Origin of the sequence: Streptomyces sp. CB02400 (assembly GCF_001905725.1) — a bacterium.
Lineage (GTDB): Bacteria > Actinomycetota > Actinomycetes > Streptomycetales > Streptomycetaceae > Streptomyces > Streptomyces atrovirens.
The window spans coordinates 1-26,442 of record NZ_LIWB01000014.1; the positions used below are offsets into that span (position 1 = coordinate 1).

At 73.6% G+C, this 26,442-nt stretch carries 12 protein-coding genes; 2 read left to right on the plus strand and 10 right to left on the minus strand.

Translation table 11 applies throughout. From position 1 onward, the window contains the following. From AMK33_RS45285 to AMK33_RS28285, 6 genes are all read right to left on the minus strand, one after another. On the minus strand, positions 1 to 258 hold a 258-nt coding region (locus AMK33_RS45285; RefSeq protein ID WP_158075145.1), incomplete at its 3' end, for an IS3 family transposase. Continuing rightward, positions 221 to 763, minus strand: a complete 543-nt coding sequence (locus tag AMK33_RS28265; protein WP_073935811.1) for an SAM-dependent methyltransferase — start codon at positions 761 to 763, stop codon at positions 221 to 223. The genes AMK33_RS45285 and AMK33_RS28265, both read right to left, overlap by 38 nt. A gap of 585 nt (positions 764 to 1,348) precedes the next feature. After that, positions 1,349 to 2,320, minus strand: a complete 972-nt coding sequence (locus AMK33_RS28270) for a pirin family protein (protein WP_073935812.1) — start codon at positions 2,318 to 2,320, stop codon at positions 1,349 to 1,351. A 54-nt stretch (positions 2,321 to 2,374) separates the two neighbouring features. Further along, positions 2,375 to 3,235, minus strand: coding sequence for an ABC transporter ATP-binding protein (locus AMK33_RS28275; RefSeq protein ID WP_073935813.1), 861 nt, complete (start codon positions 3,233 to 3,235; stop codon positions 2,375 to 2,377). Beyond that, complete coding sequence (locus AMK33_RS28280; protein ID WP_073935814.1) at positions 3,232 to 4,317, minus strand: FecCD family ABC transporter permease; 1,086 nt, start codon at positions 4,315 to 4,317, stop codon at positions 3,232 to 3,234. The genes AMK33_RS28275 and AMK33_RS28280 overlap by 4 nt, the downstream gene beginning before the upstream one ends. After that, complete coding sequence (locus AMK33_RS28285; RefSeq protein WP_079194998.1) at positions 4,314 to 5,381, minus strand: FecCD family ABC transporter permease; 1,068 nt, start codon at positions 5,379 to 5,381, stop codon at positions 4,314 to 4,316. Before AMK33_RS28285 ends, AMK33_RS28280 begins: the two co-directional genes overlap by 4 nt. 237 nt (positions 5,382 to 5,618) lie before the next feature. Between AMK33_RS28285 and AMK33_RS28290 the strand changes: the two genes are divergently transcribed. Next, positions 5,619 to 7,313 carry an ABC transporter transmembrane domain-containing protein gene (locus tag AMK33_RS28290; RefSeq protein WP_079194999.1) on the plus strand — a complete coding sequence of 565 codons (1,695 nt, stop codon included), beginning with the start codon at positions 5,619 to 5,621 and terminating at the stop codon, positions 7,311 to 7,313. A 29-nt stretch (positions 7,314 to 7,342) separates the two neighbouring features. Here the strand turns inward: AMK33_RS28290 and AMK33_RS28295 are convergent, their stop codons facing one another. Then, positions 7,343 to 8,542: an RNA-guided endonuclease InsQ/TnpB family protein gene (locus AMK33_RS28295; RefSeq protein WP_073935815.1), complete on the minus strand. Its 1,200-nt coding sequence runs from the start codon at positions 8,540 to 8,542 to the stop codon at positions 7,343 to 7,345. Between the two features lie 158 nt (positions 8,543 to 8,700). Between AMK33_RS28295 and AMK33_RS28300 the strand changes: the two genes are divergently transcribed. After that, positions 8,701 to 10,572: an ABC transporter ATP-binding protein gene (locus tag AMK33_RS28300; RefSeq protein ID WP_079195000.1), complete on the plus strand. Its 1,872-nt coding sequence runs from the start codon at positions 8,701 to 8,703 to the stop codon at positions 10,570 to 10,572. 285 nt (positions 10,573 to 10,857) lie between these two features. On the opposite strand, the gene AMK33_RS28305 is transcribed toward AMK33_RS28300, so the two are convergent. The 3 genes from AMK33_RS28305 to AMK33_RS28315 all read right to left on the minus strand — a co-directional run bounded on the left by AMK33_RS28305 (position 10,858) and on the right by AMK33_RS28315 (position 26,363). Next, complete coding sequence (locus AMK33_RS28305) at positions 10,858 to 11,067, minus strand: MbtH family protein (protein ID WP_073935816.1); 210 nt, start codon at positions 11,065 to 11,067, stop codon at positions 10,858 to 10,860. After that, positions 11,064 to 25,205 (minus strand): non-ribosomal peptide synthetase, encoded by a 14,142-nt coding sequence (locus AMK33_RS28310; protein WP_073935817.1) that lies wholly within the window; start codon positions 25,203 to 25,205, stop codon positions 11,064 to 11,066. Before AMK33_RS28310 ends, AMK33_RS28305 begins: the two co-directional genes overlap by 4 nt. A 102-nt stretch (positions 25,206 to 25,307) precedes the next feature. Continuing rightward, positions 25,308 to 26,363 carry an iron-siderophore ABC transporter substrate-binding protein gene (locus AMK33_RS28315; protein WP_201263097.1) on the minus strand — a complete coding sequence of 352 codons (1,056 nt, stop codon included), beginning with the start codon at positions 26,361 to 26,363 and terminating at the stop codon, positions 25,308 to 25,310. Positions 26,364 to 26,442: the final 79 nt, after the last annotated feature.

Here is a 26,442-nt window from a genome sequence, read left to right on the forward strand (position 1 = left end):
CCACTTCCCAGGACGCAACCCCGGGGCCTTCAGCGCACTCACTTCCTGGGCCGTGGTGCGTTTACCTCCGCACGGACGACGCTCGGACAACCCGGCCACGCGCATCATCCGTGCAATCCGCTTGTGGTTCACCCCCGAGCCGCTCTCCCGCAGCTCACGTGTGATCCGGGGAACCCGTACGTACTCCGGGTCGCACCGTGAACGACACGTATCCGCTCCGTCAGTGCCTGCTCGGCCTCTCGTCGGAACCGACGTCACCCCACTGCACGGGGCGTTCCGATGGCCGTTCGCTCGCCTCCGCCCAGTAGTTCGGTTCAAGCATCTCGCCAGGCCACGCGGGCTGACGGACCGGGCCCCGAGGCCCCATCTGTTCAAAGTACGGGGCCAGGTCGATCACGGGCGTTCCGTCCACGGCGTCGAGATCGGTGACCAGGAGGTCCCGGCCTTCGACCTTGAGCAACCGCGGGTAGCTGACCGCCAGTTGGTTGGGTCGCCGGTGGTTGCGGTGGACGAATGTGCCGGTCGCCGGCCAGTTCTGGTTTCCCCGTGGGCTGCGTGCGTGGAGCTGGACGTCTTCGGGTCGTGCCAGGTGGAAGCGCCAGGTCACGGTGAGGTGAGAGAACTCCTCGATTCCCTGCAGCGTTTCGAGGGGGTACGCGTCGTCGAGCCTGATGATCGATTCGACCCCGCCCTGGTAGTCGTCCTGCACGCGGGTGTGGCCGCCGACGACCGTTGCGATCGACTTGACCTCGTAGGTCGGCATCGGGTCGGCAACAACCAGAGGTGACACGGAGCAGGCCCTTGAGACGATCCAGGCTGCCCATTGAGCGAGCCAGCCACTGGCTTCGCACCCGGCAGCGACTCGCCGGTCGTATGCGAATGTTGCAGCCCGTCGGGGACTGATGGACACCATCGCTTCCGAGGGAAGCCTGCAACTCAAGCGTCCTGACCCAGAAGTCAGGGTTGGGTGCCTACTCGCCCAGCACGCCACTTGTCGGGTTTGCACAAGCGGCTACTCCCCTACACACGTGGACGGCCTCACACGACGGATCCAACACTCCAGCGCCCGCGTCAGCGGAGAGTTAGGGCGCTGAGAACGCCTCGCGAGGGACACAAGCAGAGAGCACGCCGCGTCAGCCGAACCTGATGACCCGTCAGTGAAGTCAGCAAAAGGTCAGCAAGTGTTCGGCTAGAGCTGCCCGCAGACGCCCATGCATTGGGAGTCGCAGGCAGCTTCGGAGGCACGTATGCGGCTGGAGCCGACGCGGGCGCTGCGGGATTCGTGCGTTGCCGGACAGGCGCAGCAGCGATCCTGTCCTGTTGGCGTACGGCGCACCGTATCCGCAGGTCAGCGCATTCTTCCTCGCGGCTTCAAGGGTGCGTTCGGCAGTTCCGGCGCGGGCAGCGGAGCCCCGTCGTACCCCTGCACCTCGCCGAAACGTGACCCCTTCGTCCAGTCCTCGCGAGCCTGCACGATGTCGTCGTGCGACCGTCCGATGAAGTTCCACCACATGACGATCTCCTCCTCGAAGGGCGGTCCGCCCAGGAGCAGCAGGCGGGCCGGGTCAGGCGCCTGGTTGGAGAGGGTGAGGGTGGTGCGGCCGGGGGGCGCGTAGCCGAGTTCGGCCGGCTTCAGCGCCGTATCGGCGAGGAGGATGTCGCCGCTGTCGACGAGGACTCCGTGTTCGAAGCCGGGGTCCACGTCCAGGGTCACGCGGGCGCCCGGGGCCAGGGTGATCTCGGCGCCGAGCAGCGGGGTGAAGGTGCGCACCGGTGAGGTGTCGCCGGCGAGCGTGCCCAGGAAGACGCGGGCCTCGCCGCCGTCCAGCGCGACCGGGGCGGGGACGTGGTGCTGGAAGTCGCGGGCCGCGTCGCGGTGTTCCCCGGGCAGCGCCACCCACAGCTGCGCGCCGTGCAGGATCCGGGTGCTCCGGGTGGAGACCTCGGAGTGGCTGATGCCGTGGCCGCCCGTCATGAGGTTGAGTTCGCCGGGCCGGACATAGGCGTGACTGCCGAGGCTGTCGCGGTGTTCGATCTCGCCGCTGAACAGCCAGCTCACCGTCTGCAGGCCGGTGTGCGGGTGCGGGGGTACGCGCATGCCGCCGGACTCGGTGATGTCGTCGGGGCCGTAGTGGTCGGCGAAGCACCAGGCTCCGATGAGGGTGCGTGCCCGCTGGGGCAGGGTCCGCCGTACCCGCATAGCGCGCGGGCCGCCGAGGGGTACGTCCCTCGGGGTGAGGATCTCGATGCCCGGCGGGGGCGGTCCGTCGACGTCCGCGCCGCAGACCGTCTCCGTCGGGTGCGTTTCCGTGTTGCTCATGCGTCGGCCCTCCACCACCACAGAAAAGTTCGAAATTCAACTTTACTGGGTCGATCATAGGACGGCTGTGCCAGGATCGCGCGCCGGACGCCGTGAGTCGTCGGCGGCGCGCCGCGGGGCGGCGGGCACCATCAGGGGGGTGCCGGTCTCCGGGTCGTCGATGATGCGGCAGGGCAGGCCGAACACGTCCTCCACCAGTTCGGCGGTCATCACGGCCGACGGGTCCCCCTCGGCCGCGACGGTGCCGCCGGCCCGCATCACCACGAGGTGGGTGGCGTAGCGGCAGGCCTGGTTGAGGTCGTGCAGGACCGCGACGACGGTGTGCCCCCGGGCCGCGTGCAGCTCGGCGCAGAGGTCGAGCACCTCGATCTGGTGCGCGATGTCCAGGAAGGTGGTGGGTTCGTCGAGCAGCAGGACGGGGGTCTGCTGGGCGAGCACCATGGCCAGCCAGACCCGCTGGCGCTGCCCGCCGGACAGGTCGTCGACGGGCCGGCCGGCGAGGTCGAGGACCCCGGTGCGGCGCATCGCCCCGGTCACGGCGGTCTCGTCCTCGGCGGACCACTGCTTCAGCAGCCGCTGGTGCGGGTAGCGGCCGCGGGCCACCAGGTCGCCCACCGTGATGCCGCCGGGCGCGGTCGACGACTGCGGCAGCAGCCCGAGCCGGCGGGCGACCTCGCGGGTGCGGTAGGAGGCGATGGCGGCGCCGTCCAGGTAGACCTCGCCCGCCTTGGGCCTGAGCATCCGGGCCAGTGCCTTGAGCAGGGTGGACTTGCCGCAGGCGTTCGGTCCGACGATCACCGTGAAGGAGCGGTCGGGGATGTCGACGCCGAGGCCGGTGGCCACGGTCCGCCGGTCGTAGGAGAGGGTCAGGTTCTCGGCCCGGAGCCGGGGTTCCGACGGGTGCGTTCCTGTCATGCGCGGCTCTTTCGCGACTCGGTGACCAGCAGCCAGATGAGGTACAGCCCGCCGATGGTGCCGGTGGCCGCGCCCACCGGCAGGAGGGTGTCGGTGAACAGGCGCTGCACGGCGAGATCGCTCGCGGTGAGCAGTACGGCGCCCATGAGGGCGGTGGGCACCAGGGCGGGGGCGGAGGACCGGGTCAGGCGCCGGGCCACCTGGGGGGCGGCCAGGGCGACGAACCAGATGGGTCCGGCGACCGCGGTGGCGAACGCGGCCAGGGCGACGCAGACGACGAGCAGCACGGTGCGGGTCCGGGCCACGTCGACGCCGAGCGCCGTCGCCGTCACGTCGCCCATCTCCACCATCGACAGCCGGCGGGCGTACACGAAGGCGACCGGGAGGAGCACGAGGACCGCGAGTCCGATGGCGCCGGCCTGGGTCCAGCCGCGGTTGTTGAGGCTGCCGAGGAGCCACGCCTGCGCCTCCAGCGCCTCCTGGAAGGTGGCCCTGGTGATCAGGTACGAGTTGACGGCCAGCAGCAGCGCGCTCACCCCGATGCCGATGACGACGAGCCGGAACCCCTGGAGCCCCCGGCCGGCGATGAGGAGGGTGACGGCGGCGGCGGTCGCGAGGCCGCCGATCAGCGCGCCGAGCGCGATCTGGGTCATGCTGCCGTGCAGCACGATGATGACGGTCAGGGCGCCGACGGCCGCCCCGTTGGTGAAGCCGATGACGTCGGGGCTGCCGAGCGCGTTGCCGGTGAGGCTCTGCAGGATGCCGCCGCTCACGGCGAGGGCGGCGCCGACGCACGCCGCGGTGACCAGGCGGGGCAGGCGCAGGGTGTTGACGATGAAGTCGGCGCCCGGGGAACCGTTGCCGGTCAGGGCTTCGACGACCTCGGTGACGGAGAGTTCGAAGTCCCCGGTGGTCAGGCTGACGCCCATGACCACGACGAGCACGGCGAGCAGTACGACGCCCACGGCCACGGACCGGCCCGGGATCCGCAGGGAGATCCCGCCTCCGCCGGCGCGCACGACCGTCCCGCTGATCACGGGTGCGGCCTCGGCGGAGGCTTCCGTCGGGTGTACGGGGTTCACAGCATGACCAGCTTCCGGCGACGGCACAGCGCGATGAACAGCGGGGCGCCGAGGAACGCGGTGACGATCCCGACCTGGACCTCGCCCGGCGCGCCGATCACCCGGCCCAGCACGTCGGCGCCGACCAGCAGGACGGGAGCGAGCAGCATCGAGTACGCCATCACCCACCGCTGGTCGGGGCCGGCGACGAACCGGGCCACGTGCGGGACGGCGAGGCCGACGAAGCCGATCGGTCCGGCGGCGGCGGTCGCGGCACCGCACAGCAGCATGACCGCGACGGCCGCCAGCACCCGCGTGCGGACCACGTGGACGCCGAGGGCCCGCCCCAACTGGTCGCCCATGGCGAGGGCGTTGAGCGCGGGGGCGAGCAGCAGGGCGAGTGCCGTGCCGACGGTGGCGAACGGCAGGACGGCCTGGAGGACGTCGTAGGTGCGTCCGGCGAGCGAGCCGGCGGTCCAGAAGCGGAACTGGTCGAAGGCGCGCGGGCGCAGCAGCAGCACCGTCGAGTTGAAGGCGTACAGCACCGCCGTGACGGCCGCGCCGGCGACGACGAGGCGGTCGGGTGTGGCGACCGTCCGTCCGGCGGAGCCGAGCAGGTAGACCACGAGGGTCGCCACGACCGCGCCGAGGAGCGCGAACCACACCTGGCCCAGGACGGATCCCACCCCGAGGAACGCGATGCACACGACCACCCCGGTGGAGGCGCCCAGGTTCACGCCGAGCAGTCCCGGGTCGGCGAGCGGGTTGCGCGTCATCGCCTGCATCAGCGCGCCGGACAGCCCGAGGGCCGTGCCGACGACGAGCCCGAGGAGCGTACGGGGGATGCGGTAGTCGTGGATGATGACCGCGGTCTCGGAACCGTCGGGCCGCCACAGCAGTGTCCAGGTCGAGGTGAACGGGATGCCCCGGGTCCCCACCCACACACTGAGGAGTCCGACGAGGACGAGCGCGCCGAGCGCGAGGAGGAGCCCGAACGCGCGGAGTGCGGTGGTCCCGCGTCGCGCTCCGGGCACGACCGGGGCGGGGGGCTGCTCGGTGGACACCGCCCGGGTTTCGACCGTCAACGACAACTCCCCCTGGCGGTGGTTCGCGGGGCTCGCACGGGTGCGGGAAGGCAGGACACGACGGCGAGTTCAGCTTAGGCGAGGCTAACCGAAGGCGAAGCGGGTGGTCAACGACGCCTCCCGCGAAGGGTGTTGGGTGGAGAGCGTCGCACGTCGGCGTGCTCGGCGCGCGGTACCTGGACCGTCGTATTCAGAGTAGCCTTACCTAACCGTCTGACCATCGCGGAGGTACGGCACATGCCGGCTGGAGGACCGACCGGGGGGCATGTGCTCCGGGAAGCGATCAGGGGCCGGCGCCGCGGTGTCGTCGCGGCATCGCTCCTCGGCATGGGCCATCAGACGTGCGAGGCCCTGGTTCCCGTGCTCGTGGGCGTGATCATCGACGAGGCGGTGGCCAAGGGCTCGTCCGGCACGCTGCTGCGGCTGCTGGCGCTGCTCGCCGTCGTCTTCGTCGTCCTGTCGACGTGTTACCGCGTGGGCGCCCGCATCACGGAGGCCGCGGGTGAACGGGCCACGCACCGGCTGCGCCTGGACCTCGCCGCCCGGGTGCTCGACCCGCGCGGCGGCGCCGACGCCGACCGGCTCCCGGGCGCGCTGACCAGCATCGCCACCAACGACGCCCGGCGCGTGGGCGCGGCGGTGACCGTCCTGTCGTACGGCGCCTCGGCGCTCGCCGCCCTCGCGGTCAGCGCGGTGGCCCTGCTGCGGATCTCGGTGCCGCTCGGCCTGCTCGTCCTGCTCGGCATTCCGCCCCTGTTGTGGCTGGGCCACCGCATCAGCGGGCCGCTGGAGCGGCGCAGCGAGACCGAGCAGGAGCGCGCCGCCCACGCTTCGGGTGTCGCCGCAGACCTGGTCATGGGTCTGCGGGTGCTCAAGGGGATGGGGGCCGAGCCGGCGGCCGTGGCCCGCTACCGGCGGACCAGTCAGGACTCGCTGGCCGCCGCGCTGCGTGCCGCCCGCAGCCGGGCCGGGCACGAAGGGGCGGTGCTCGCGCTGACCGGCGTCTTCATCGCGGTCATCGCCCTGGTGGGCGCGTACCTGGCGATGCGCGGCAGCATCAGTGTCGGTGAACTCGTGGCGGCGGTGGGGCTGGCGCAGTTCCTGCTCGGGCCGTTCCAGCTGCTCACCTTCGTCAACGCCGAGTTCGCGCAGGGCCGCGCCTCGGCCCGCCGGATCGCCGAGGTGCTGGCGGCGCCCGCCGCGGTGGAGCCGGGCGGGGCCGCGCTGCCCGGGGCCGTCGCCGGGCGGATCCGGCTGCGCGGTGTCACGCTCGGCGCGCTGCGGGGCGTCGACCTCGACCTCGGTCCGGGCCTCACCGGTGTGGTGACCGGGGATCCGGCGGCGGCGCGGGACCTGCTGCGCTGTCTGGCCCGGGAGTCGGACCCCGCCGGGGGTGTGGTCGAGCTCGACGGCGTGCCGCTGACCGGCCTGGACCCCGACGACGTACGCCGGGCCGTCCTGGTGGCGCCCCATGACGCGGATCTGTTCGAGACGAGTCTGCTGGACAACGTGCGCGGCGGGGCGGACGCGGACACGGCCGCGGTGGAGGCGGCGCTCGCCGCCTCGGCGGCCGACGACGTCGCCCGGCTGCTGCCCGACGGCGCGGACACCGTCCTCACCGAGCGCGGCCGTTCCCTCTCCGGCGGTCAGCGCCAGCGGGTCGCGCTGGCCCGGGCGCTGGCCGCGGGCCGGCCCGTGCTGGTCCTGCACGACCCGACCACCGCGGTGGACACGGTCACCGAGTCGCGGATCGCCGCCCGGCTGCGGGAGACGAGGCGGGACCGCACCACGGTCCTGGTCACCACCAGCCCCGCGCTGCTGGCGGTCACCGACCGGGTGGTGGTGCTCGACGGCGGCACGGTGACCGCCGACGGGCGGCACGCCGAACTCGTCGCCACCGACGCCTCCTACCGTGCGGCGGTCCTGGCTTGACTTCCTCCCCCTCCTGAAGGAGGGAATTCCTACGGCTCGCGCTGTAGGGATTTCTGCTTCATCGCCGACTGCCCGCCCGGAGTACTCCGTTGAGGTCTTACACCAGCTCCACAGACAGACACTGCCAGCCCGGCAGCCAGAAGGTTCTTCGCCGCGTTCACGTCCCGGTCATGGGTCGTACCACAGCTGTCGCACGTCCAGGTGCGGACGTGCAGGGGCATCTTGCCCCGCAGGGTGCCGCAGGTGGAGCACAACCTGGACGAGGGGAACCAGCGGTCGACCGCGATCACTTCGCGCCCATACCACTGGGCCTTGTACTCCAGCATGCCCCGGAAGTCGGCCCATGCCGCATCGCTGATGGCGCGGGCCAGCTTGCCGTTCTTCACCATGTTCCGAACGGTGAGGTCCTCGATCACGATCGTTTGGTTCTCACGAACGAGCCGAGTGGTGAGCTTGTGCAGGTGGTCGCGCCTGCGGTCAGCGATGCGGGCGTAGACCTTGGCGACCTTCTGACGGGCCTTGCGGCGGTTGGCGCCCTCACCCCTGGCCTTGCGGGCAAGCTGCCGCTGGGCCTTGGAGAGACGGGCACGGTCGCGCCGCTCGTGCCGGGGGTTGGCCACCTTCTGGCCGGTCGAGAGGGTCAGCAGGTGGTCGAGTCCGACATCAATACCGACGGCCGCATCCGTGGCCGGGAGCGGCTGGATGGACGGATCCTCGACCAGCAGGGAGACGTACCAGCGTCCGGCCGCGTCCTGCGACACGGTCACCGTGGACGGCAACGCGCCCTCCGGGAGTGGACGGGACCACACGATGTCGAGCGGCTCCGACATCTTCGCCAGGGTCAGCCTGCCGTCCCGGAACCGGAACGCGCTGGTGGTGTACTCCGCCGACTTGTGCGACTTCTTCCGCGACTTGAACCGCGGATACCGGGCCCGCCTGCCGAAGAAGTGGGTGAACGCCGTCTGGAGGTGGCGCAGGGCCTGCTGGAGCGGGACGGAGGAGACGTCGTTGAGGTAGGCGAGTTCCCCGGTCTTCTTCCAGGCCGTCAGCATGGCCGACGTCTGGTTGTAGTTCACCCGCTCCTGCCGCGTCCACGCTTCCGTGCGCGCCGCAAGAGCCAGGTTGTAGACCTTCCGCACGCAGCCGAACGTGCGCGACAGCTCGGCCGCCTGCGCATCGGTCGGATAGAAACGGTACTTGAACGCCCGCTTCACGTGAGTGTCCTGCACATTTCACATGATATCGCATCAATTCGTGAAGGGCTGCGAGTAGTCCGAGGTGGACGTCGGTCCGCCCTGGCGGCGAACCGGCTTTCCCTGCCCTACTCCGCAGGAGCCTCGTTCCCTCCCCGCCCTGAAGAACGGGGTATCCACAAAGGAGAAACTCGATGACCGCCACGAACGGCACAGACCCGCGCACCGACGACGGACGGACCGAGGAGACGACGATCCGCACCGGCCCCGTGGACCGCGCCCTGCTGCCGACCGCGACCGGCGCCGAGACCCTGGCCGCCCTCCGCTCCATGCTGCGCGGCCACCGTCCGCTGACGGCGGCGGCGGTGGGCGTCCTGGTCGCCGGAACGGCCGTCGGCCTGCTGACGGCGCCCCTGCTCGGACACGTCGTCGACCTGGTGGTGGAGCGGCGCGGCACGGACGCGCTGACCGTGCCCATGGTCCTGCTCATCACGGTGGCCGTGGCGCGCGGCGCCGCCACCGCCCTCGGCAGCGCCCTCGTCGCCCGGCTGGGCGAGACCCTGCTCGCCGCCCTGCGCGAGCGGTTCGTCGAGCGGGCGCTGGGGCTGCCGCTGGAGCGGGTCGAGGAGGCCGGCTCGGGCGACCTGGTCTCCCGGGTGACGGACGACGTCACCATGGTCGCCAAGTCGGTACGGCAGGCCCTCCCGGAGTTCTCCCGCTCCGCCTTCACCATCGTGCTGACCCTGGCCGGACTCGCCGTGCTGGACTGGCGGTTCCTGCTCGCCGCGCTGTGCGCCGTGCCCGTGCAGGTGCTGTCGGTGCGCTGGTACCTGCGCCGGGCCGCTCCCGTGTACGCCGGGCACCGGGTGGCCACCGGCGCGCTCCAGCACCAGTTGCTCGACAGCATCGGGGGCGTCCGCACCGTACGCGCGTTCCGGCTGAACGGGCCGCATCTGGACCTCGTGGAGCAGCGGTCGCGGGCGGCCCTCGGACTGGCGCTGCGCGGCATCCACGTCGTGACCGGGTTCTTCTCCCGGCTCAACCTGGCCGAGTTCATCGGCCTGGCCTCGGTCCTGGTCACCGGCTTCGTGCTGGTGGACGACGGGTCGGTGAGCATCGGCACGGCGACCGCGGCCGCGCTGTACTTCCACAGTCTGTTCAACCCGGTCAACGCCGCGCTGTTCCTGCTGGACGACGTGCAGTCGGCGGGCGCGAGCCTCGCCCGTCTGGTCGGGGTGTCCGGCCTGGCCGCCACGCCGGAGCCGGAGCCGGAGCCGGGCCGGCGGGCCGTGCCGGTGGACGGCTCGGTCAAGGTCTCCTCGCTCGACCACGCCTACGTGCCCGGCCACCCGGTGCTGCGGGACGTCGATCTGGAGGTGAGCGGCGGGGAGCGGGTCGCGCTGGTCGGTTCGAGCGGGGCCGGCAAGACGACGCTGGCCAAGCTGATCGCGGGCGTGCACCGGCCGGCCCGGGGGTCGGTCACGCTGGGCGGGGCCGACGCGGGCGAGCTGGGTCCCGCGGGGGTCCGCCGGGCGGTGACGCTCATCAGCCAGGAGGTGCACGTCTTCGCCGGTCCGCTCGCCGAGGACCTGCGGCTGGCCCGGCCGGACGCCGGCGACGACGACCTGCGGGCGGCCCTGGCGGCGGTGGGTGCCCTGGAGTGGGCCGAGGCGCTGCCCGACGGGCTGGACACGGTGGTCGGGGAGGGCGGGCACCGGCTGACGGTGACCCAGGCCCAGCATCTGGCGCTGGCCCGGCTGGTCCTCGCCGACCCGCCGATCGCCATCCTGGACGAGGCGACCGCCGACGCGGGCAGCGCGGGGGCGCGCGTCCTGGAGGCTGCCGCGCTGAAGGCCCTGGAGGGGCGCACGGGCCTGATGGTGGCGCACCGCCTGCCGCAGGCCGCGACCGCCGACCGGATCGTCGTCCTCGACGAGGGCCGGGTCGTCGAGACCGGCACCCACGAGGAACTCCTCACGGCCGGCGGCCGGTACGCCGAACTGTGGGCCGCCTGGTCCGACAGCCGCCCGGGGACGACCCGACCGACGGAGAGCGACGGGGCTTAGCGGCACCGCCCCGCCGAAGGGCGAGCCTTACCGCGCCCCTTCGAGGAGGCCCGACGCGCCACCCGGAGCCGCCACCAGCGGGCGATCCCCCGCGACGGCAGGCGACGAGGCCCAGCGGCACCGCCCCACCGAAGGGCGGGCCTCGCGGTGCCCAGCGGCGACGCGGGTCCGTGGTGGCCGCAGGTGAGCGCGGGGAGCCGGGCCGCCCGCATGGCGGCGTCGTCCGGGAGTTCCCGCGACGCCTCGTCGGTGTGTCCGGCGTGGCGGCCGGGTGTGTGGGGCGGGTCAGTGGTCGTGGGCGGCCAGGCTCGCGGGGCGCAGGTCGGTCCAGTGGGTCTCCACGTAGGCCAGGCAGGCTTCGCGGGTGTCCTCGCCGAAGGCGGTCCGCCAGCCGGCCGGCACCTGGGCGAAGGACGGCCACAGGGAGTGCTGGTTCTCGTCGTTGACCAGGACCAGGAAGCGGCCCTGCGGGTCCTCGAACGGGTTGGTCGTCATGCGTGGTCACTCCTTGTGGGCGGGGTGGTGATCAGCTCGGAGAGAGGTCGTCGCGGGTCGGCCGCCGCGTCGCGCAGCAGGGCGGTCAGGTCGTCGGCGAGCCGGCGTGCCGCGGCGGTGCCGAGTACGCCGGCCGCGTGGGTCAGCGCGCAGTGCACCGGGCCGGCGCCGCGCGGTTCGTGGAAGCCGAGGGTCAGTCCTGCCCGCACCGCGCCGGTGGGGGCGGCCCGCAGCGAGCCCAGGCCCCCTTCCAGCCGTGCCAGGTCGGCCTGTTCGTGGTGGATCACCATGACCCGGGGCCCCTCGGGGGGCAGCCCGGTCGCGCGGGCCACCTCGTCGTACGGCACGTCCTGCCGGTCCAGGGCGCCGAGCGTCGTCTCCCGCACCCGGGCCAGCAGTTCCGCGAAGGCGGGGTCGCCCGCCGTGTCGGTGCGCAGGACGAGCGTGTTGAGGAAGCAGCCGACGAGGTCGGCGAGCCGGTCGTCGGCGCGGCCCGCGGTCATCGTGCCGATGGGCAGGTCGGTGCCCGCGCCGTGCGCGGTGAGCAGGGCCGCCAGGGCCGAGTGCAGCACCATGAACATGCTGGTGCCGGTGGTCCGGGCCAGCCGGTCCACGTCGGCGTGCAGCCGCTCGTCCAGCACGAAGGCGACCCGGCCGGGCGCGGCGGACCGCGATCGGTCCGCCGGCAGCGCGGGGGCGGGCGGTACGTCCTTCAGCGTCCGCCGCCAGTAGGCGAGCTGGCGCCCGCCCCGGCTGTCCGGGTCGGTGAGGTCGCCGAGCGCCTCGTGTGACCAGCGGGTGTGGTCGGCGTACGTCACCGGCAGCGGCCGCCAGCCGGGTTCCCTGCCCTCGGACCGGGCGGCGTACGCGGTGGTGAGGTCGCGGAGCAGGGGGACCACCGACCACTCGTCGACGGCGAGGTGGTGCGCGGTCAGCGAGACCGCCTGGCGGCCGTCGGGGGCGGTGAGCAGCCGTGCCCGCAGCGGGGCCTCCGCCGTCAGGTCCGTCACCTGACCCGCGAGTTCGGCCAGGCGCCCGTCGAGGTCGGCGCACTCCTCGACGGTCAGGGCGGGGGGCTCGACCGGGTGCGGGAACACCGTGCCGTCGCGTTCGGTGAACGCCGTGCGCAGCGGCTGGTGGCGTGCCGTCACATCGGCCAGCGCGGCGGTGAGCGCGCCGGCGTCCAGTCCGCCCGGTGAGCGCAGTTCCAGGGCGTGGTCGAACCGGGGGTCGCGCCGGTGGGCGTGCCACTGGGCGCGCTGGACCGGCGCGACCGGCCTGCCGGGGTCCACCGCCGCGCCGTCCCCGGCCGGGCGCGGCGCGGGGCGGGCGGTGGCCGCCCCGTCGAGCACGGTGGCGAGGCCGGCGACGGTCAGCGCGTCGAAGACGTCCCGGATGCCCAGTTCCACGCCGAACTCGGTGCGGATCCGGCCCAGCAGCCGCATCGCGGCCATCGAGTGGCCGCCCAGTGCGAAGAAGTTGTCGTGGACGCCGACGTCGTCCAGCCGGAGGACCTCGCGAAACAGCCCGGCCAGCCGGGCCTGCGTCCGGGTGGCGGGGTGGGCGTCGCCGGTCATGGAGGACCAGTCCGGCGCGGGCAGCGCCCTGCGGTCCAGCTTGCCGTTGGGGGTCAGCGGCAGCGGACCGTCCAGCGGTACGACGAGGGCCGGGACCATGTACTCGGGCAGCAGCCCGGCGACATGGGCGCGCAGCGCCCGCGGGTCGAGGTCCGCGCCGCCGTCGGGCACGGCGTAACCGACGAGGCGCACGATGTCGCCGTCGCGGTCGGCGGTCACGGCCGCCTGGCCGACCGCGGGGTGGCCGGTGAGGGCCGCCTCGATCTCCCCGAGCTCGATGCGGAACCCGCGGATCTTCACCTGGGTGTCCACCCGGCCGAGGAAGTCGAGGTTGCCGTCCGCCCGCCAGCGGGCGCGGTCGCCCGTGCGGTACATGCGGCCGCCGGGCGGTCCGAACGGGTCGGCGACGAACCGCTCGGAGGTGAGCGCGGGCCTGCCGAGGTAGCCGCGGGCGAGACCGCGCCCGGCGACGTACAGCTCCCCCGCCACGCCCGGCGGGACCGGGCGGAGGTGTTCGTCCAGGACGTAGCAGCGGGTGTTGGGGTCGGGGCGGCCGATGGGGACCCGGCCGGGCGTGCGCGATCCGTGTGCGCGGGAGGGCCACAGGGTGGAGTTGACGGTCGCCTCGGTGAGCCCGTAGGCGCAGATCAGGTGGGCGGTGGCGCCGAAGCGTTCGAACAGGTCCGGCGGGACCGTCTCGGTGCCGACCAGGACGGTCGATCCCTCGGGCAGGGCGCAGCCGGGCGGCAGGGCGGAGACCAGGGACGGCGGCAGGATCATGTGGGTGACGCGCTGGTCCGCGAGGAAGTCGGTGAGCGCCTCTCCGGCGACCCGTGCCTCGTCGGGGATCAGTACGAGCCGGCCGCCGTGGCACAGGGCCATGGCCAGTTCGAAGACGAACACGTCGAAGCCGATGGAGGCGAACTGGAGGACCCGGCTGTCGGGGTGCAGGTCCATGCGGTCGACGGCGGTGGCGACCAGGCTGGAGACGCCCTCGTGGGAGACGACGACGCCCTTGGGCCGGCCCGTCGAACCGGAGGTGTAGATCACGTACGCGGCTTGGTCCAGCTCGACCGGGCGGGCGTCCACGGGGGTGTCCGGCAGGCGGTCCAGTGCGGTGACGGTCGCGGGGGCGTCGAGCAGTACCACGGGGACGCCCGGCACCTCGGGGATCTTGCCGGCCACCGGTTCGCTGCCGACGACGAGGGCGGCGCCCGAGTCCTCGATCATGTAGGTGAGGCGGTCGCCCGGGTGTGCCAGGTCCAGCGGCAGGAAGGCGGCGCCCAGCTTCAGCGCGGCGAGCACGGTCGCGATCATGTCGACCGAGCGGGGCACGGCCACCCCGACCACGCTCTCGGTGCCGACGCCGTGCGCGGCGAGGAGCCGTGCGATGCGGTCGGCCCGTGCGTCGAGCTGTGCGTACGTCACCGGGCGGGAGCGCTCGACGACGGCGACCGCGTCGGGCCGTTCGGCGAGCCGCCGGGCGAAGAGGGCGGGCAGGGACGCCTCCTCGACGTCCCGTCCGGTGGCGTTGAAGCGCTCCAGGACCTGGTGGCGTTCGTCGGCGGAGAGGATCTCCGCCCGGGAGACGGGTTGTCCGGGTGCGGCGACGACGGCGGTGACGAGCCTGCGCAGCCGTTCGCCGATCCGCTCGGCGCTCTCGTGGTCGAACAGTTCGGTGGCGTACTCCAGACGGCAGCGGAGCGATCCCGGTTCGTGGTCGGTCCGTTGCCGCTCGGTGAAGCTGAACACGAGGTCGAACTTGGCCGATCCGACCGGGAACGGCAGGTACTCGGCGGTCAGGCCGGGCAGTTCGAGCGCGTCGCCGGTACGGACGTGGTGGCCGACCATCACCTGGAACAGCGGGTTGCGGGCGATCGACCGGGCCGGGTTGATCTCCTCCACCACCGCCTCGAACGGCACGTCCGCGTGGGAGAACGCGGCCAGGTCGGTCGCGCGGATCCGGGTGAGCAGCTCGGTGAAGCCGGGGTCCCCGCCGAGGTCGGCCCGTAGGACGAGGGTGTTGACGAAGAAGCCGACGAGGTCGTCCAGTGCCTGGTCGCCGCGGCCCGCGATGGGCGCGCCGAGCGGGATGTCCGTTCCGGCGCCCATGCGGTGGAGCAGGGTGGCGACGGCCGCGTGGACGACCATGAACATGCTGGTGCCGGTGGACCGGGCGAGCCGGCCGAGCCCTTCGTGGACGGCGGTGTCGAACTCGATGTCGAGTGCGGCCCCGGAGAAGGCGGGACGGGCGGGCCGGGGCCGGTCGGCGGGCAGGTCGAGTTCCTCGGGGGCTCCCGCCAGTGCCGTACGCCAGTAGGCCAGTTGACGGGCGGCCTGGCTGTCGGGGTCGGACGGGTCGCCGAGCAGCCGCTGCTGCCAGAGGGCGTAGTCGGCGTACTGGACGGGCAGTGGCCGCCATGCGGGGGCGGTGCCCGCGAGGCGGGCGCGGTAGGCGGTGGCCAGGTCGCGCAGGAAGGGGCGGTCCGACCATTCGTCGGTGGTGATGTGGTGCAGCAGCAGCACGACGACGTGGTCCTCGGGGGTGATCTCCACGAGGGTGGCGCGCAGGGGCAGTTCGCGGGCGAGGTCGAACGGCCGGCGCACCGCGGTGGCCACGACGGCGGGCACCTCGGCCTCGGCGGCCCGGATGTGCTCCACCTCCGGGCGGGCCTCGTCGGCGGGCAGCACGTGCTGGAACACCCGGCCGTCCCGTTCGGCGAAGAGGGTGCGCAGCGCCTCGTGGCGGGCCGTCACATCGGCGAGGGCAGCGCTCCACGCCGTACGGTCGAGCGGCCCACGCACCCGCAGCACCAGCGGGAAGTTGTACGCGGCGGAGGTGCACTCGATCTGCTGGACGACCCACAGCCGCTGCTGGGCGTGGGACAGCGGCAGCTCGGCGGGGCGCTCCCCGGCCGTGAGCGCGGGCCGGGCGGCGGTGTCGGAGCGGGCCGTGCGCCGCGCCAGTTCGGCGACGGTGGGTGCCTCGAACAGGTCGCGGATGGCGAGTTCGACGTCGAGGGCGGCGCGGGCGCGGCTGACCAGCCGGGTGGCGAGCAGGGAGTGCCCGCCCAGGTCGAAGAAGTCGCCGTCGGCCCCGACGCTGTCCTCGGGCAGGCCGAGCACATCGGCGAAGAGCGCGCACAGCGTCTCCTCGTGCGGGGTGCGGGGCGGCCGGCCGGTGCCCGTGCCGGTGAGGTCGGGGGCGGGCAGCGCCTTGACGTCGAGCTTGCCGTTGACGGTCAGCGGGAGGGCGTCCACGGGGACGAGGGCGGCCGGGACCATGTAGTCCGGCAGGCCGGCCCGCAGGTGGTCGCGGAGCCGCTTGGCCAGGTCCTCCCCCGGCTGCCCGCCCTCCTCCGGCACCACATAGCCGACCAGGCGCTTCGTCCCGGCGGACGGCACCACGACGACCGCCGCACGGGCGACCTCGGGGTGCGCGGACAGGACGGCGGCGATCTCCGCCGGCTCGATGCGGTAGCCGCGGATCTTCACCTGGTCGTCGGTGCGGCCGAGGAAGTCGAGCAGGCCGTCCGGGCGCTGCCGGACCAGGTCGCCGGTGCGGTACATGCGCTCGCCCGGCTCCCCGAACGGGTCGGCGACGAAGCGTTCCGCCGTGAGTCCCGGCCGTTCGTGGTAGCCGCGGGCGAGCCCGGTGCCGGCGATGTACAGCTCGCCGGGGCAGCCGGGCGGGACCGGGCGGAGCATGGTGTCGAGGACGTGGGCGCGGGTGTTGCGGATGGGCAGGCCGACGGTCGGGGTGGTGCTGTCCGTGGTGGAGCCGCCGAGGGTGTTGATCGTGTACTCGGTGGGCCCGTACAGGTTGTAGCCGTAGGTGCCCTCCGTGCGGCGCAGCCGGGTCCACACGGTGTCGGGGACGGCCTCGCCGCCGAGCAGGACCAGGGCGGGCCGGTGCCGCCCCGTGGCCGGGTCCTGTTCGAGCAGGCCCTCCTCGATCAGCAACTGGGCGTAGGTCGGGGTGACGTTGACGACGTCGACGGCGTGCCGGTCGCAGTAGGCCACCAGCGCCTCGGCGTCACGGCGCAGCTGCTCGTCGCAGACGTGCACCTCGTGGCCCTCGACGAGCCACAGCAGTTCCTCCCAGGACATGTCGAACGCGAAGGAGACGGTGTGCGCGATCCGCAGCCGCCGTCCCCCGGCGGAGGCGATGGCCGGGTCGAAGATCTCCCGCTGGTGGTTGAGCTGCATGTTCGTCAGCCCCCGGTAGGGGGTGACGACGCCCTTGGGGCGTCCGGTGGAGCCGGAGGTGTAGATGATGTACGCCGGGTGCTCCAGCCGGTCCGGCACGCCACGGGCGAAGGCCGGCCGTTCGGCGTCGGTGAGGTCGCCGTGCGGGAGTGCGGAGAGTTCGGCGGCCACGGGCGGGGTGTCCAGGAGCAGTTCGGGCGCGAGGGGTCCCTCTTCGCCCCGCAGGGCGGGGGCCACGGCCGTGGTGGAGACCAGGCACAGCGGGCCGGTGTCCGCCACCATCAGGCGCAGCCGGTCGGCGGGGTGGTCGAGGTCGAGCGGCAGGTAGGCGGCCCCGGTGCGCAGGACGGCGAACAGCGCCGTGACCATGTCGAGGGAGCGGGGCAGGGCGAGCGCGACGGCCTTCTCCGGTCCCGCGCCCCGGGCCAGCAGCAGCCGGGCGAGGCGGTTGATCCGGGCGTCCAGCTCGGCGTAGGTCAGGGACTGTTCGCCGAAGACCAGGGCCACCGCGTCGGGCGTGCGGGCGGTCCGGGCGGTGAGCAGGTCGGCGACGGTGTCGTCGGGCAACGGTTCGCGGGTCGCGGCCGGGGCGGTCCGCTCCCTGGGCAGCAGCAGGTCGAGGCCGGCGGTCCGGGCGCTGCCCGCCTCCGGTCCGGCGAGGACGTCGGCCAGTCGCTCCAGTACGGTCGTGAACCGGGCGAGGATCACCGTGGCCGTGTCCGCGTCGAACAGGTCGGGCCGGGCGGCGAGGGTCACCCGCAGCCGGGTCTCCGGCGTGACGATCAGGGTGAGCGGGAAGTGGGTGCCGTCCACGTTGGAGATGCCGGTGATGCCGTGCCGCTGCCGGAGCGTGGCGGCCCGCTCCTCGCCGTCGGCCGAGCGCAGCACGAACAGGGTGTCGAACAGCCGCCGGTGACCGGTCTCCCGCTGCAGCGTCCCGAGCCCCACGTACTCGTACGGCATGACCGCCGCGCGCTCGGACTGCGTCCTGCGCAACAGGTCGAGCAGGGGTTCGCCGGGGTCGAGGGCGATACGGGCCGGGACCGTGTTGAGGAACATGCCGATGATGCCGGCGGCGTCGGGGACGTCGGCGGGCCGTCCGGCCACCGCCGTGCCGAAGGCGACGTCCGTGCGGCCGGTCAGCGCCGAGAGCACCAGGGCCCAGGCCGTGTTCAGCACGGTGTTCGGGGTGAGTCCGTGGCGCCGGGCGGCGGCGCGCAGCCGGTCGCTGGTCTCACGGGTGAGCGTCGCGTCGAAGTCCGCCGGTATCACCGGGCCGCCGTCGCGGCCGGCCGGGGCGACCAGGGTCGGCTCGTCGAACCCGGCGAGCGCCCGGCGCCACGCGGCCAGCGCGGTGTCGGTGTCCTGCCGGTCCAGCCAGGTCAGGTAGTCCCGGTAGGAGCCGGGGGCCGGCAGTCCGGTGGCGTCGCCGGCACGCTCGTACAGTGCGAGGAGTTCCTCCAGGAACAGCCAGGCGGACCAGCCGTCCCAGAGGATGAGGTGGTGGGTGACGACCAGCCGGTCCCGGCCGTCGCCGAGGTGGAGCAGCAGCAGGCGGGCGAGGGGCGGGGCGGTCAGGTCGAAGCGGCGGCGGCGGTCGGCCGCGAGGAGTTCGTCCGTGCGGGCCCGCTGCTCGCCGGACGGCAGTGCGGAGAGGTCGTGCTCGACGAGGGGGAATTCGGCGTGCTCCGCGATGAACTGCACCGGGCGGGGCAGACCGTCGCTGACGAACCCGGCGCGCAGGCCGGTGTTGCGCTCCAGGAGCGTCCGGCACGCGGCGCGCAGCCGGGCGGCGTCCAGGCGGTGGTCGAAGTCCAGTGTCTCCTGGGAGAGATAGACGTCGAGTGCGTCGCCGGCGTCGTAGGTGGCGTGGAAGTACATGCCCTCCTGGAGCGGGGACAGGGGCCAGATGTCCGCGACCCGTGAGGCACCGGCGGCGGCCTCGACGCGGGCGGTCTCCTCGGGGGTGAGCAGGGGGGCCCGGGGCGTGTCGGCTGCCGTGGTGAGCTGAGCCAGCAGCGCCCGCAGGGCGGGATCGACCGCCGCGCCGGACTGCTCCTGCCTGGCCAGTACGGCCTTCAGGGCGGCGGCGGCCCGACCTGCCTCGGTCACCGGGACCGTCACGTCGGAGGCGGTCGGATTCCGAGGGGTGTGCTCGTCGGCCGCGGCGGCGAGCGCGGCCGGGGTGCGGTGCTCGAAGACGTCGCGCGGGCCGATGAGCAGTCCGTGTTCCCTGGCCCGGGTGGCGACGGTGATGGAGGTGAGGCTGTCGCCGCCGAGGGTGAAGAAGTCGTCGTCGACGCCGATGCCGGGCACACCGAGCACGTCGGCGAAGATGTCGCACAGGGCGCGCTCCCGCTCGTCGGCGGGTGCGCGGCCACCGGCCCCGGGGGCGGCGGACGGCGCGGGCAGCGCGTTGACGTCGAGTTTGCCGCTCGGGGTCAGCGGCAGTTCGCCGATCAGCAGGACGGCACCCGGCACCATGGGCGCGGGCAGCGCGTCCGCGAGCGCCGCGCGCAGGCTCTCGGCGTCCACCGGACCGGCGTCGGGCGCGGGCACGGCGTACGCGGTCAGGGTGCCGTCGCGGGCGATCACGGCCGCCCGGTCCACGCCCGGCAGTCCGCCCAGCACCGCCTCGATCTCGCCGGGTTCGACACGGTTGCCGCGGATCTTGACCTGTCGGTCGGTGCGCCCGAGGTACTCGACGGCGCCGTCGGCGCGGCGCCGGACCAGGTCCCCGGTGCGGTACATGCGTGCGCCGGGCGCGCCGAAGGGGTCGGCGACGAACCGCTCGGCGGTCAGTCCCGGCCGGTCGTGGTAGGAGCGCGCCAGCTGGATCCCGCTGAGGTAGAGCTCGCCGGGGACGCCGTCGGGCACCGGGCGCAGGAAGGCGTCCAGCACATACAGCCGGGTGTTCCACACCGGCCGGCCGATCGGCACGGTGATCTCGTCGCCGCCGTCGTACGGGAAGTACGTCACGTCCACGGCGGCCTCGGTGGGGCCGTAGAGGTTGTGCAGGGGGACGGGGCCCTGTCCGGAGCGGGCGGTGAGGTCCCGCCAGCGTGCGGCGTCCGCGCCGGGGAGCGCCTCGCCGCTGCAGAAGACCCGGCGCAGGCTCGCCGCCCACAGCCGGTCCCGCCGCGTCTCCGTGAAGCGCAGGAAGGCGGCCAGCATCGACGGCACGAAGTGCAGTGTGGTGATCCGCTCGGTGCGGATCAGCTCGGCCAGGTAGGCGGGGTCGCGGTGGCCGTCGGGGCGGGCGAGGACGACGGTGGCGCCCTCCAGCAGGGGCCAGAAGAACTCCCACACGGAGACGTCGAAACCGGACGGCGTCTTCTGGAGCACCCGGTCGTCGTCGGCGAGCCGGTACTCGGCCTGCATCCAGGCGAGCCGGTTGACGATCGCCCGGTGGGTGACCACGACGCCCTTGGGGCGCCCGGTGGAACCGGAGGTGTGGATCAGGTACGCGGGATGGTCCGGGCCGGCCGGGGTCGGCCGGGTGTCGGGGACGTCCTCGTCGTCCTCGACCATCAGGTGCTGGAGGCCGGGCACTTCGGGCAGCCTCGCGGCGGCCTCGGCGGTGGTCACGACGGTCCGTGCCCCGGAGTCGCGGAGCAGATACGCGACCCGGTCCGCGGGGTGGTCGAGGTCGACGGGAAGGTAGGCGGCGCCCGCCTTGAGGACGGCCAGCAGCGCGACCACGAGCTCCGCCGACCGGGGCACGGCGACCGCGACGAACCGTTCGGGGCCCGCGCCGCGTGCCCGCAGTCGACGGGCCAGGGTCTCGGCGCGCCGGTCGAGTTCCGCGTAGGTGAGGGTGGTGTCCTCGAAGACGAGCGCCGTGGCGTGCGGCGTGCGTGCCGTCTGTTGTGCGAACAGTGAGGCCAGGGTGGCGTCGGGCACCGGGTGCGCGGTGGCGCCGGGCCCGGTCAGGCGCTGCTGCTCCTGAGGGGTCAGCAGGCCGGTGCGGGCGACCGGGCGGCCGGGGTCGGACGTCAGGGTGCGCAGCAGGGTCACGAACCGGTCGGCGAGGCCGGCCACGACCGGCCGGTCCAGGCGTGCGGCGTCGTACGTGAACCGCAGCCGCAGCCGGCCGCCCTCCGGCTCGACGATCAGTGCGAGGGGGTAGTGCACGGTGTCGAACACCTCGGAGCCGGTGACGCGGAGGGTGTCCGCGCCGTCGTCGGAGGCGGTCGGGTGGTTCTCGAACACGACGAGGGTGTCGAAGAGTTCGCCGCCGCCCGCGGTCCGCTGGATGTCGGCGAGACCGAGGTGCTGGTGGTCCAGCAGTGCCGCGTGCTCGTCCTGGACGCGCCGCAGCAGATCGGTGAGGGACTCGTCGGGCGTCAGGCGTACGCGGGCCGGGACGGTGTTGATGAACAGGCCGACGGCACGCTCCAGGTCGCCGGTCCCGTGGCCCCGGCCGGACACCGTGGTGCCGAACACCACGTCCTGGGCGCCGGTCAGGCCGCCGAGGAGCAGGCCCCAGAGGCCGTGGACGACGGTGCTCAGGGTGATTCCGTGGGTGCGGGCGTACGCGGTGAGGCCGTCGTCGGGCAGCGGGACGTCCAGGTGGTCCGGCCGGGCGGGCGCCCGGTGCCCGTCCGCCGTCGTGAGGGAGCCGGCGAGCAGGGTGGGCCCGGGAAGTCCCGACAGCGCCCGCTGCCACGCCTCGCGCGCCGCGTCGCGGTCCCGGCCGGCCAGCCAGGCCAGGTGGCGGTGCGGGACGAAGGGCTCCGGCAGGTCCTCGCCTCGGTGGGCGGCGAGCAGTTCTCGCCGGAGGACGGCGAGCGACCAGCCGTCGGCGACGATGTGGTGCAGGGTGAGCAGCAGGCGGTGGTGCCGTCCGTCGCGGATCAGGGTGGCCCGCAGCAGCGGGGGCCGGGCGAGGTCGAAGCCTTCGGCCCGGTCCGCCTCCAGCAGGGCGTCCAGTCCTCCGGCCGTGTGGGTACCGGTCTCCCGCCACGGCAGGACGGCGTGCTCCGCGAGCCGCTGGACGACGCGGCCGTCGGGCAGTTGGCGGAACGAGGCGCGCAGCAGCGGATGCCGGTCGAGGAGGTGCTGCAGCGTCCGGCGCAGGCGGTCGGGCTCCACCGGGCCCGCGAGGTCGAGGAGTTGCTGGACCAGGTACGGGTCGGCGGCGCCGGTGTCGTACCGGGCGTGGAAGAAGAAGCCCTCCTGGAGCGGGGAGACCGGCAGGGCGTCCTCGTCCAGGTGCGCCGGGGTGTCGGGCCGCGTGCCGGGGCCGGCCTGGTCGGCGGCCTGCGCGAGCGCCGCCACGGTCCGCCTGCGGAACACGTCGCGGGGGGTGATCGCGAGCCCGGCCGCCCGGGCGAGGTTGACCAGCCGGATCGCGACGATGCTGTCGCCGCCCAGTTCGAAGAAGCTGTCGTGGACGCCGGCCGACGGCATGCCGAGCACGTCGGCGAACAGACCGGCGAGCGTGGTCTCGGCGGGGGTGGTGGGCGCGTCCGTCCCGCTCAGGGAGGTCCAGTGGGGAGCGGGGAGGGCGCGCCGGTCGAGCTTGCCGTTGGGTGTCAGCGGAAGGGGGCCGTCGATGACGACGACGGCGGACGGCACCATGAAGTCGGGCAGGACGTCGGCCACTCGGGCCCGCGCGGCCGTCACGGCGGCGTCGGTCTCCGCCACGAGGTAGGCGACCAGGCGGGTGACGCCCCGGTGGTCGTCCCGTGGCAGGACCGCGGCCTGGGCGATGCCGGGGCAGGCCATGAAGGCGCTCTCGATCTCGCCCGGCTCGATCCGGTGGCCCCGGATCTTGAGCTGGCCGTCGGCGCGGCCGAGGAACTCCAGGTTGCCGTCGGGGGCCCAGCGCACCCGGTCGCCGGTGCGGTACATGCGGGTGCCGGGCGCGCCGAACGGGTCGGCGACGAACCGCTCGGAGGTGAGCTCCGGCCGGCCGAGGTAGCCGCGGGCCAGACCCCGGCCGGCGACGTACAGCTCGCCCTCGGCGCCCACCGGGACCGGGCGCAGCGCGGAGTCGAGCACGTAGGCACGGGTGTTGGGGTCGGGCCGGCCGATGGGTGCGGGCCCCGGCCGGGCGGGGTCGGCGAGCCACAGGGTGGAGTTGACGCTCGCCTCGGTGAGCCCGTAGGCGACGACGACCCGCAGCCGCCCGGCCCAGCGGGCGATCAGCTCGCTCGGCACGGCTTCGGTGCCGACGACGAGGACGGCTCCGTCGGGCAGTTCGCAGTCCCGTGGCAGCGCGGAGACCAGCGACGGCGGCAGGATCATGTGGGTGGCGCGGTGCCCGGCGATGTACTCGGTGAGGGCGGGCCCGGCGACGCGGCGCCCGTCGGGGACGACGATGATCCGTCCGCCCACGCACAGCGACATGATCAGGTCCCAGACCGTGACGTCGAAGCCGACGGAGGCGAACTGCACGACCCTGCTGTCCGGGCCGACGCCGATGCGGTCGGTGGCGGTGGCGATGAGGCTGCCGACGCCGTCGTGGGTGACGACGACGCCCTTGGGGCGGCCGGTGGAGCCCGAGGTGTAGATGACGTACGCGGCCCGGTCGAGCGGGATCGGCAGGGAGAGGTCGGACGGGTCCTGTGCGGCGTACGCGGCGGCCGTGGCCGGGTCGTCGAGCAGGACGTGGTCTGCGCCGGGTACGGCGGGGAGTTCCCCGGCCAGGTCGCGCACGGTGACGACGGTGCGGGCCCCCGCGTCGGACAGCATGTGGGCGATGCGGTCCTTCGGGTGGTCGGCGTCCAGCGGGAGGTAGGCGGCGCCGGTCTTCAGTACCGCGAGCAGACAGATCACCAGCTCGGGCGAGCGGGGCAGGGCCACGGCGACGACGTCCTCGGCCCGCACGCCCCGGGAGACCAGGAGCCGGGCGAGCCGGTTGGCGCGGGCGTTCAGTTCGTCGTACGTCAGTTCCCGGTCCTCGCAGACCAGTGCCACGGCGTCGGGCGCCCCGCGGACCTGGTGTTCGAAGGCCGCGGGCCAGGTCAGCTCGGGCACCTCGCGCGGGGAGACGCCCAGTTCGTGGAGGAGCCGGCCGCGTTCCGCGCCGTCGGTGAGGTCGATGTGTCCGAGGGGCCGGTCGGGGTCTTCGGCCAGGGAGTCCAGCAGGGCGAGGAAGCGGCGTTCGTGGTCACGCAGGGCGGTTTCGTCGCAGGCGTCGGCGTCGGCGTCGAGGTGGAGGCGGACGCCCCGTCCGTCCCGTGCCCGGGAGAAGGTGAGGGCCAGGTCGTTCACCGGGCCGAGCCAGGCCGGGTGGAGTTCGGCCGGGTGGTCGTCGAAGGGCAGGTCGGCGGTGCCGGGGAGGATGTTGACCGTCGGCCCGACCAGTTCGGCCAGTCCGTCGGCCAGCCCCAGGTCCCGGGCCAGGTCCTCGGCCCGGTAGCGCCCGTGCTCGACGGCCTCGGCGACGATGTGCCCGATCTCCACCGCCAGTTCGGCTCCGGTGGTGCCCGGGCGGACCGGCACCCGCAGGGGGACGACGTTGGACACCATGCCGGGCACGGCCGCCGCCCCGTCGTCCCGGCGGGCGGTGACCGGCAGGCCGAGGACCAGGTCCTGTGCGCCGCTGGTCCGGTGCAGGTAGGCGGCCACGGCGGTGATCAGGAACCGGGAGAGCCGGACACCGGTGCCGCGGGCGGCGGCCTCCAGCCGGGCGGTGTCCCGCGCGCCGAGCACCGTGGAGCGCCGCACCCGCCGCGTCATCGGCGCCGGTGCGCGCTCGACGAGGCGTACGGGCTCCGGGCGGCCGGACATCCGGTCGAGCCAGTAGGCGCGGTCGGTGCGGTGTCGTGCGGACGCGCGGTACTCCCGGTCGGCGGTGACCAGACGGGAGAGCGTCCCGTCGGGGGCGGCGGGTGCCCGCTCGCCCGCGGTGTAGAGCTCACCGGCCCTGCGGGTGATCAGGGCGGCGCCCATGCCGTCGACGACGATGTGGTGGTAGCGCTGGTACCAGAGGACATGGCCGTCGGTGAGCCGGAGCACCGCCTGGGCGAACAGCGGGCCGCCGGCGAGGTCGGCGGGCCGGTCCCGGTCGGCGTCCATCCAGGCGGCGGCCGCCCGGTCCGGGTCGGTCTCGCCCCGGAAGTCGAGGACGGGCACCTCGACGGGGGCCCGTACGACCGCCTGCCGCGGCTCGCCCCCGTCGGCGGTGACGCGGACGTGCAGGGCCTCGGCCTCCTCGACGGCCCGGCGGGCCGAGGCGGCGAGGCGGCCGGGGTCGACGGCGCCGCGCAGTTCGAGGACGAAGGCGAGGGTGTGGACCGAGCTGTCCGGCTCGATCTGCTGGGCGAGCCAGATACCGGACTGCGCTCCGGTCAGGGGCCACAGCCCGGACCCTGTGGTCCGGTCCGACTCGGCGTCAGGCATCGTAAGAAGGACCCTTCCTTGATGTGCGTCGGTGAGCGGCCGTGGAGGTGTCGGACCGGTGCGGCGGGCGGCGGGCCTGCCGGTGTCCGCCGCCCGCCGGTCTCACTTGACGGCCGTGATCAGCGGGGTGATCTCCTCGATCGCGTACGGGATCGACAGGACCGTGTTGAAGGAGAACGCCGCGCCGATGTCCGGGCCCTGGTAGGGCACGAACAGGTCGCGCCCGTCCTGGCTGACCTTCAGCTTCCGGTACAGCGGCTCCGCCTTGATGCGGTCGTTGGCGTCGGTGCTGGAGGTGACCCAGACCAGGCGGTCGACGTCGAGGACGTTCAGTTTCTCGGCGCTGAGCTCGGCCACGTTCCAGCCCGGCTTGGCCAGCTCGTCGATCTCCGGCTTCAGTTCGAAGCCCAGTTCCTTGAAGAAGATGGCCTTGGGGTCGGTCGCGGTGAACGCCGAGTACTTGCCGGCCTCGAAGCTGTCGGCGACGGCCAGTGTCAGATCGCCGAACTCGGGGTGTTCGTCACGGACGGCCTCGAACTGCGCGTCGATGTCCGAGATCAGCTTCTCGGCCCGGCCGTCCTTGCCGAGCGCCTTGCCGATCTGGCGGGTCATCTCCTGCCAGGGGGCCCCGTAGTCCGGGTGGTCCTTGGGCTGGGCGACGACCTTGGTGAACTTCGAGAGCGTGTCGTACTGCTCCTTCTTCATGCCCGAGTACTGGGCGATGACCAGGTCCGGCTGCAGCGCGGCGATCTTCTCCATGTTGTACTCGTCGCGTTCGCCGACGATCTCGGGGGTGTCGGAGCCCCAGAGTTCCTTGGTCCAGGGCCACTTGCCGTACGGCTCCTCCTTGAACCAGTCGACGGCGCCGACCGGTTTGACGCCGAGCGCCAGCACCGCGTCCTGGTCCGACAGTCCGAGCGTGACGACCTTCTTCGGTTCCTCCTCGATGGTCGTACTGCCGTACTTGTGCTCGACCGTGACCGGGAACGCCGCGGACTGCGCGCCCGCACCGGCCGAGGACGAGGAGTCCTTGCCGGACGAGGAGTTGTCGGTCCCGCCCCCACAGGCGGTCAGGGCGAGCGCGGCGACGGCGGCCACGACCACCCTGGGGAGGAGTCCGGCGATCCGCGCCGGCGCGGGGCGTGTTCCAGTGGACACGTTGGTTCCTTTCACGGGGTTTCACAGGGGTGCCGCGCCTGCCGGGTACGACGACCGGGCAGTGCGCGGCGGTGTGGGG

Coding starts and splice junctions, on each gene's coding strand:
- AMK33_RS28265 (WP_073935811.1), bottom strand. CDS start 763: ATGCCGACCTACGAGGTCAAGTCGATCGCAACGGTCGTCGGCGGCCAC.
- AMK33_RS28270 (WP_073935812.1), bottom strand. CDS start 2,320: ATGAGCAACACGGAAACGCACCCGACGGAGACGGTCTGCGGCGCGGAC.
- AMK33_RS28275 (WP_073935813.1), bottom strand. CDS start 3,235: ATGACAGGAACGCACCCGTCGGAACCCCGGCTCCGGGCCGAGAACCTG.
- AMK33_RS28290 (WP_079194999.1), top strand. CDS start 5,619: ATGCCGGCTGGAGGACCGACCGGGGGGCATGTGCTCCGGGAAGCGATC.
- AMK33_RS28300 (WP_079195000.1), top strand. CDS start 8,701: ATGACCGCCACGAACGGCACAGACCCGCGCACCGACGACGGACGGACC.
- AMK33_RS28305 (WP_073935816.1), bottom strand. CDS start 11,067: ATGACGACCAACCCGTTCGAGGACCCGCAGGGCCGCTTCCTGGTCCTG.
- AMK33_RS28310 (WP_073935817.1), bottom strand. CDS start 25,205: ATGCCTGACGCCGAGTCGGACCGGACCACAGGGTCCGGGCTGTGGCCC.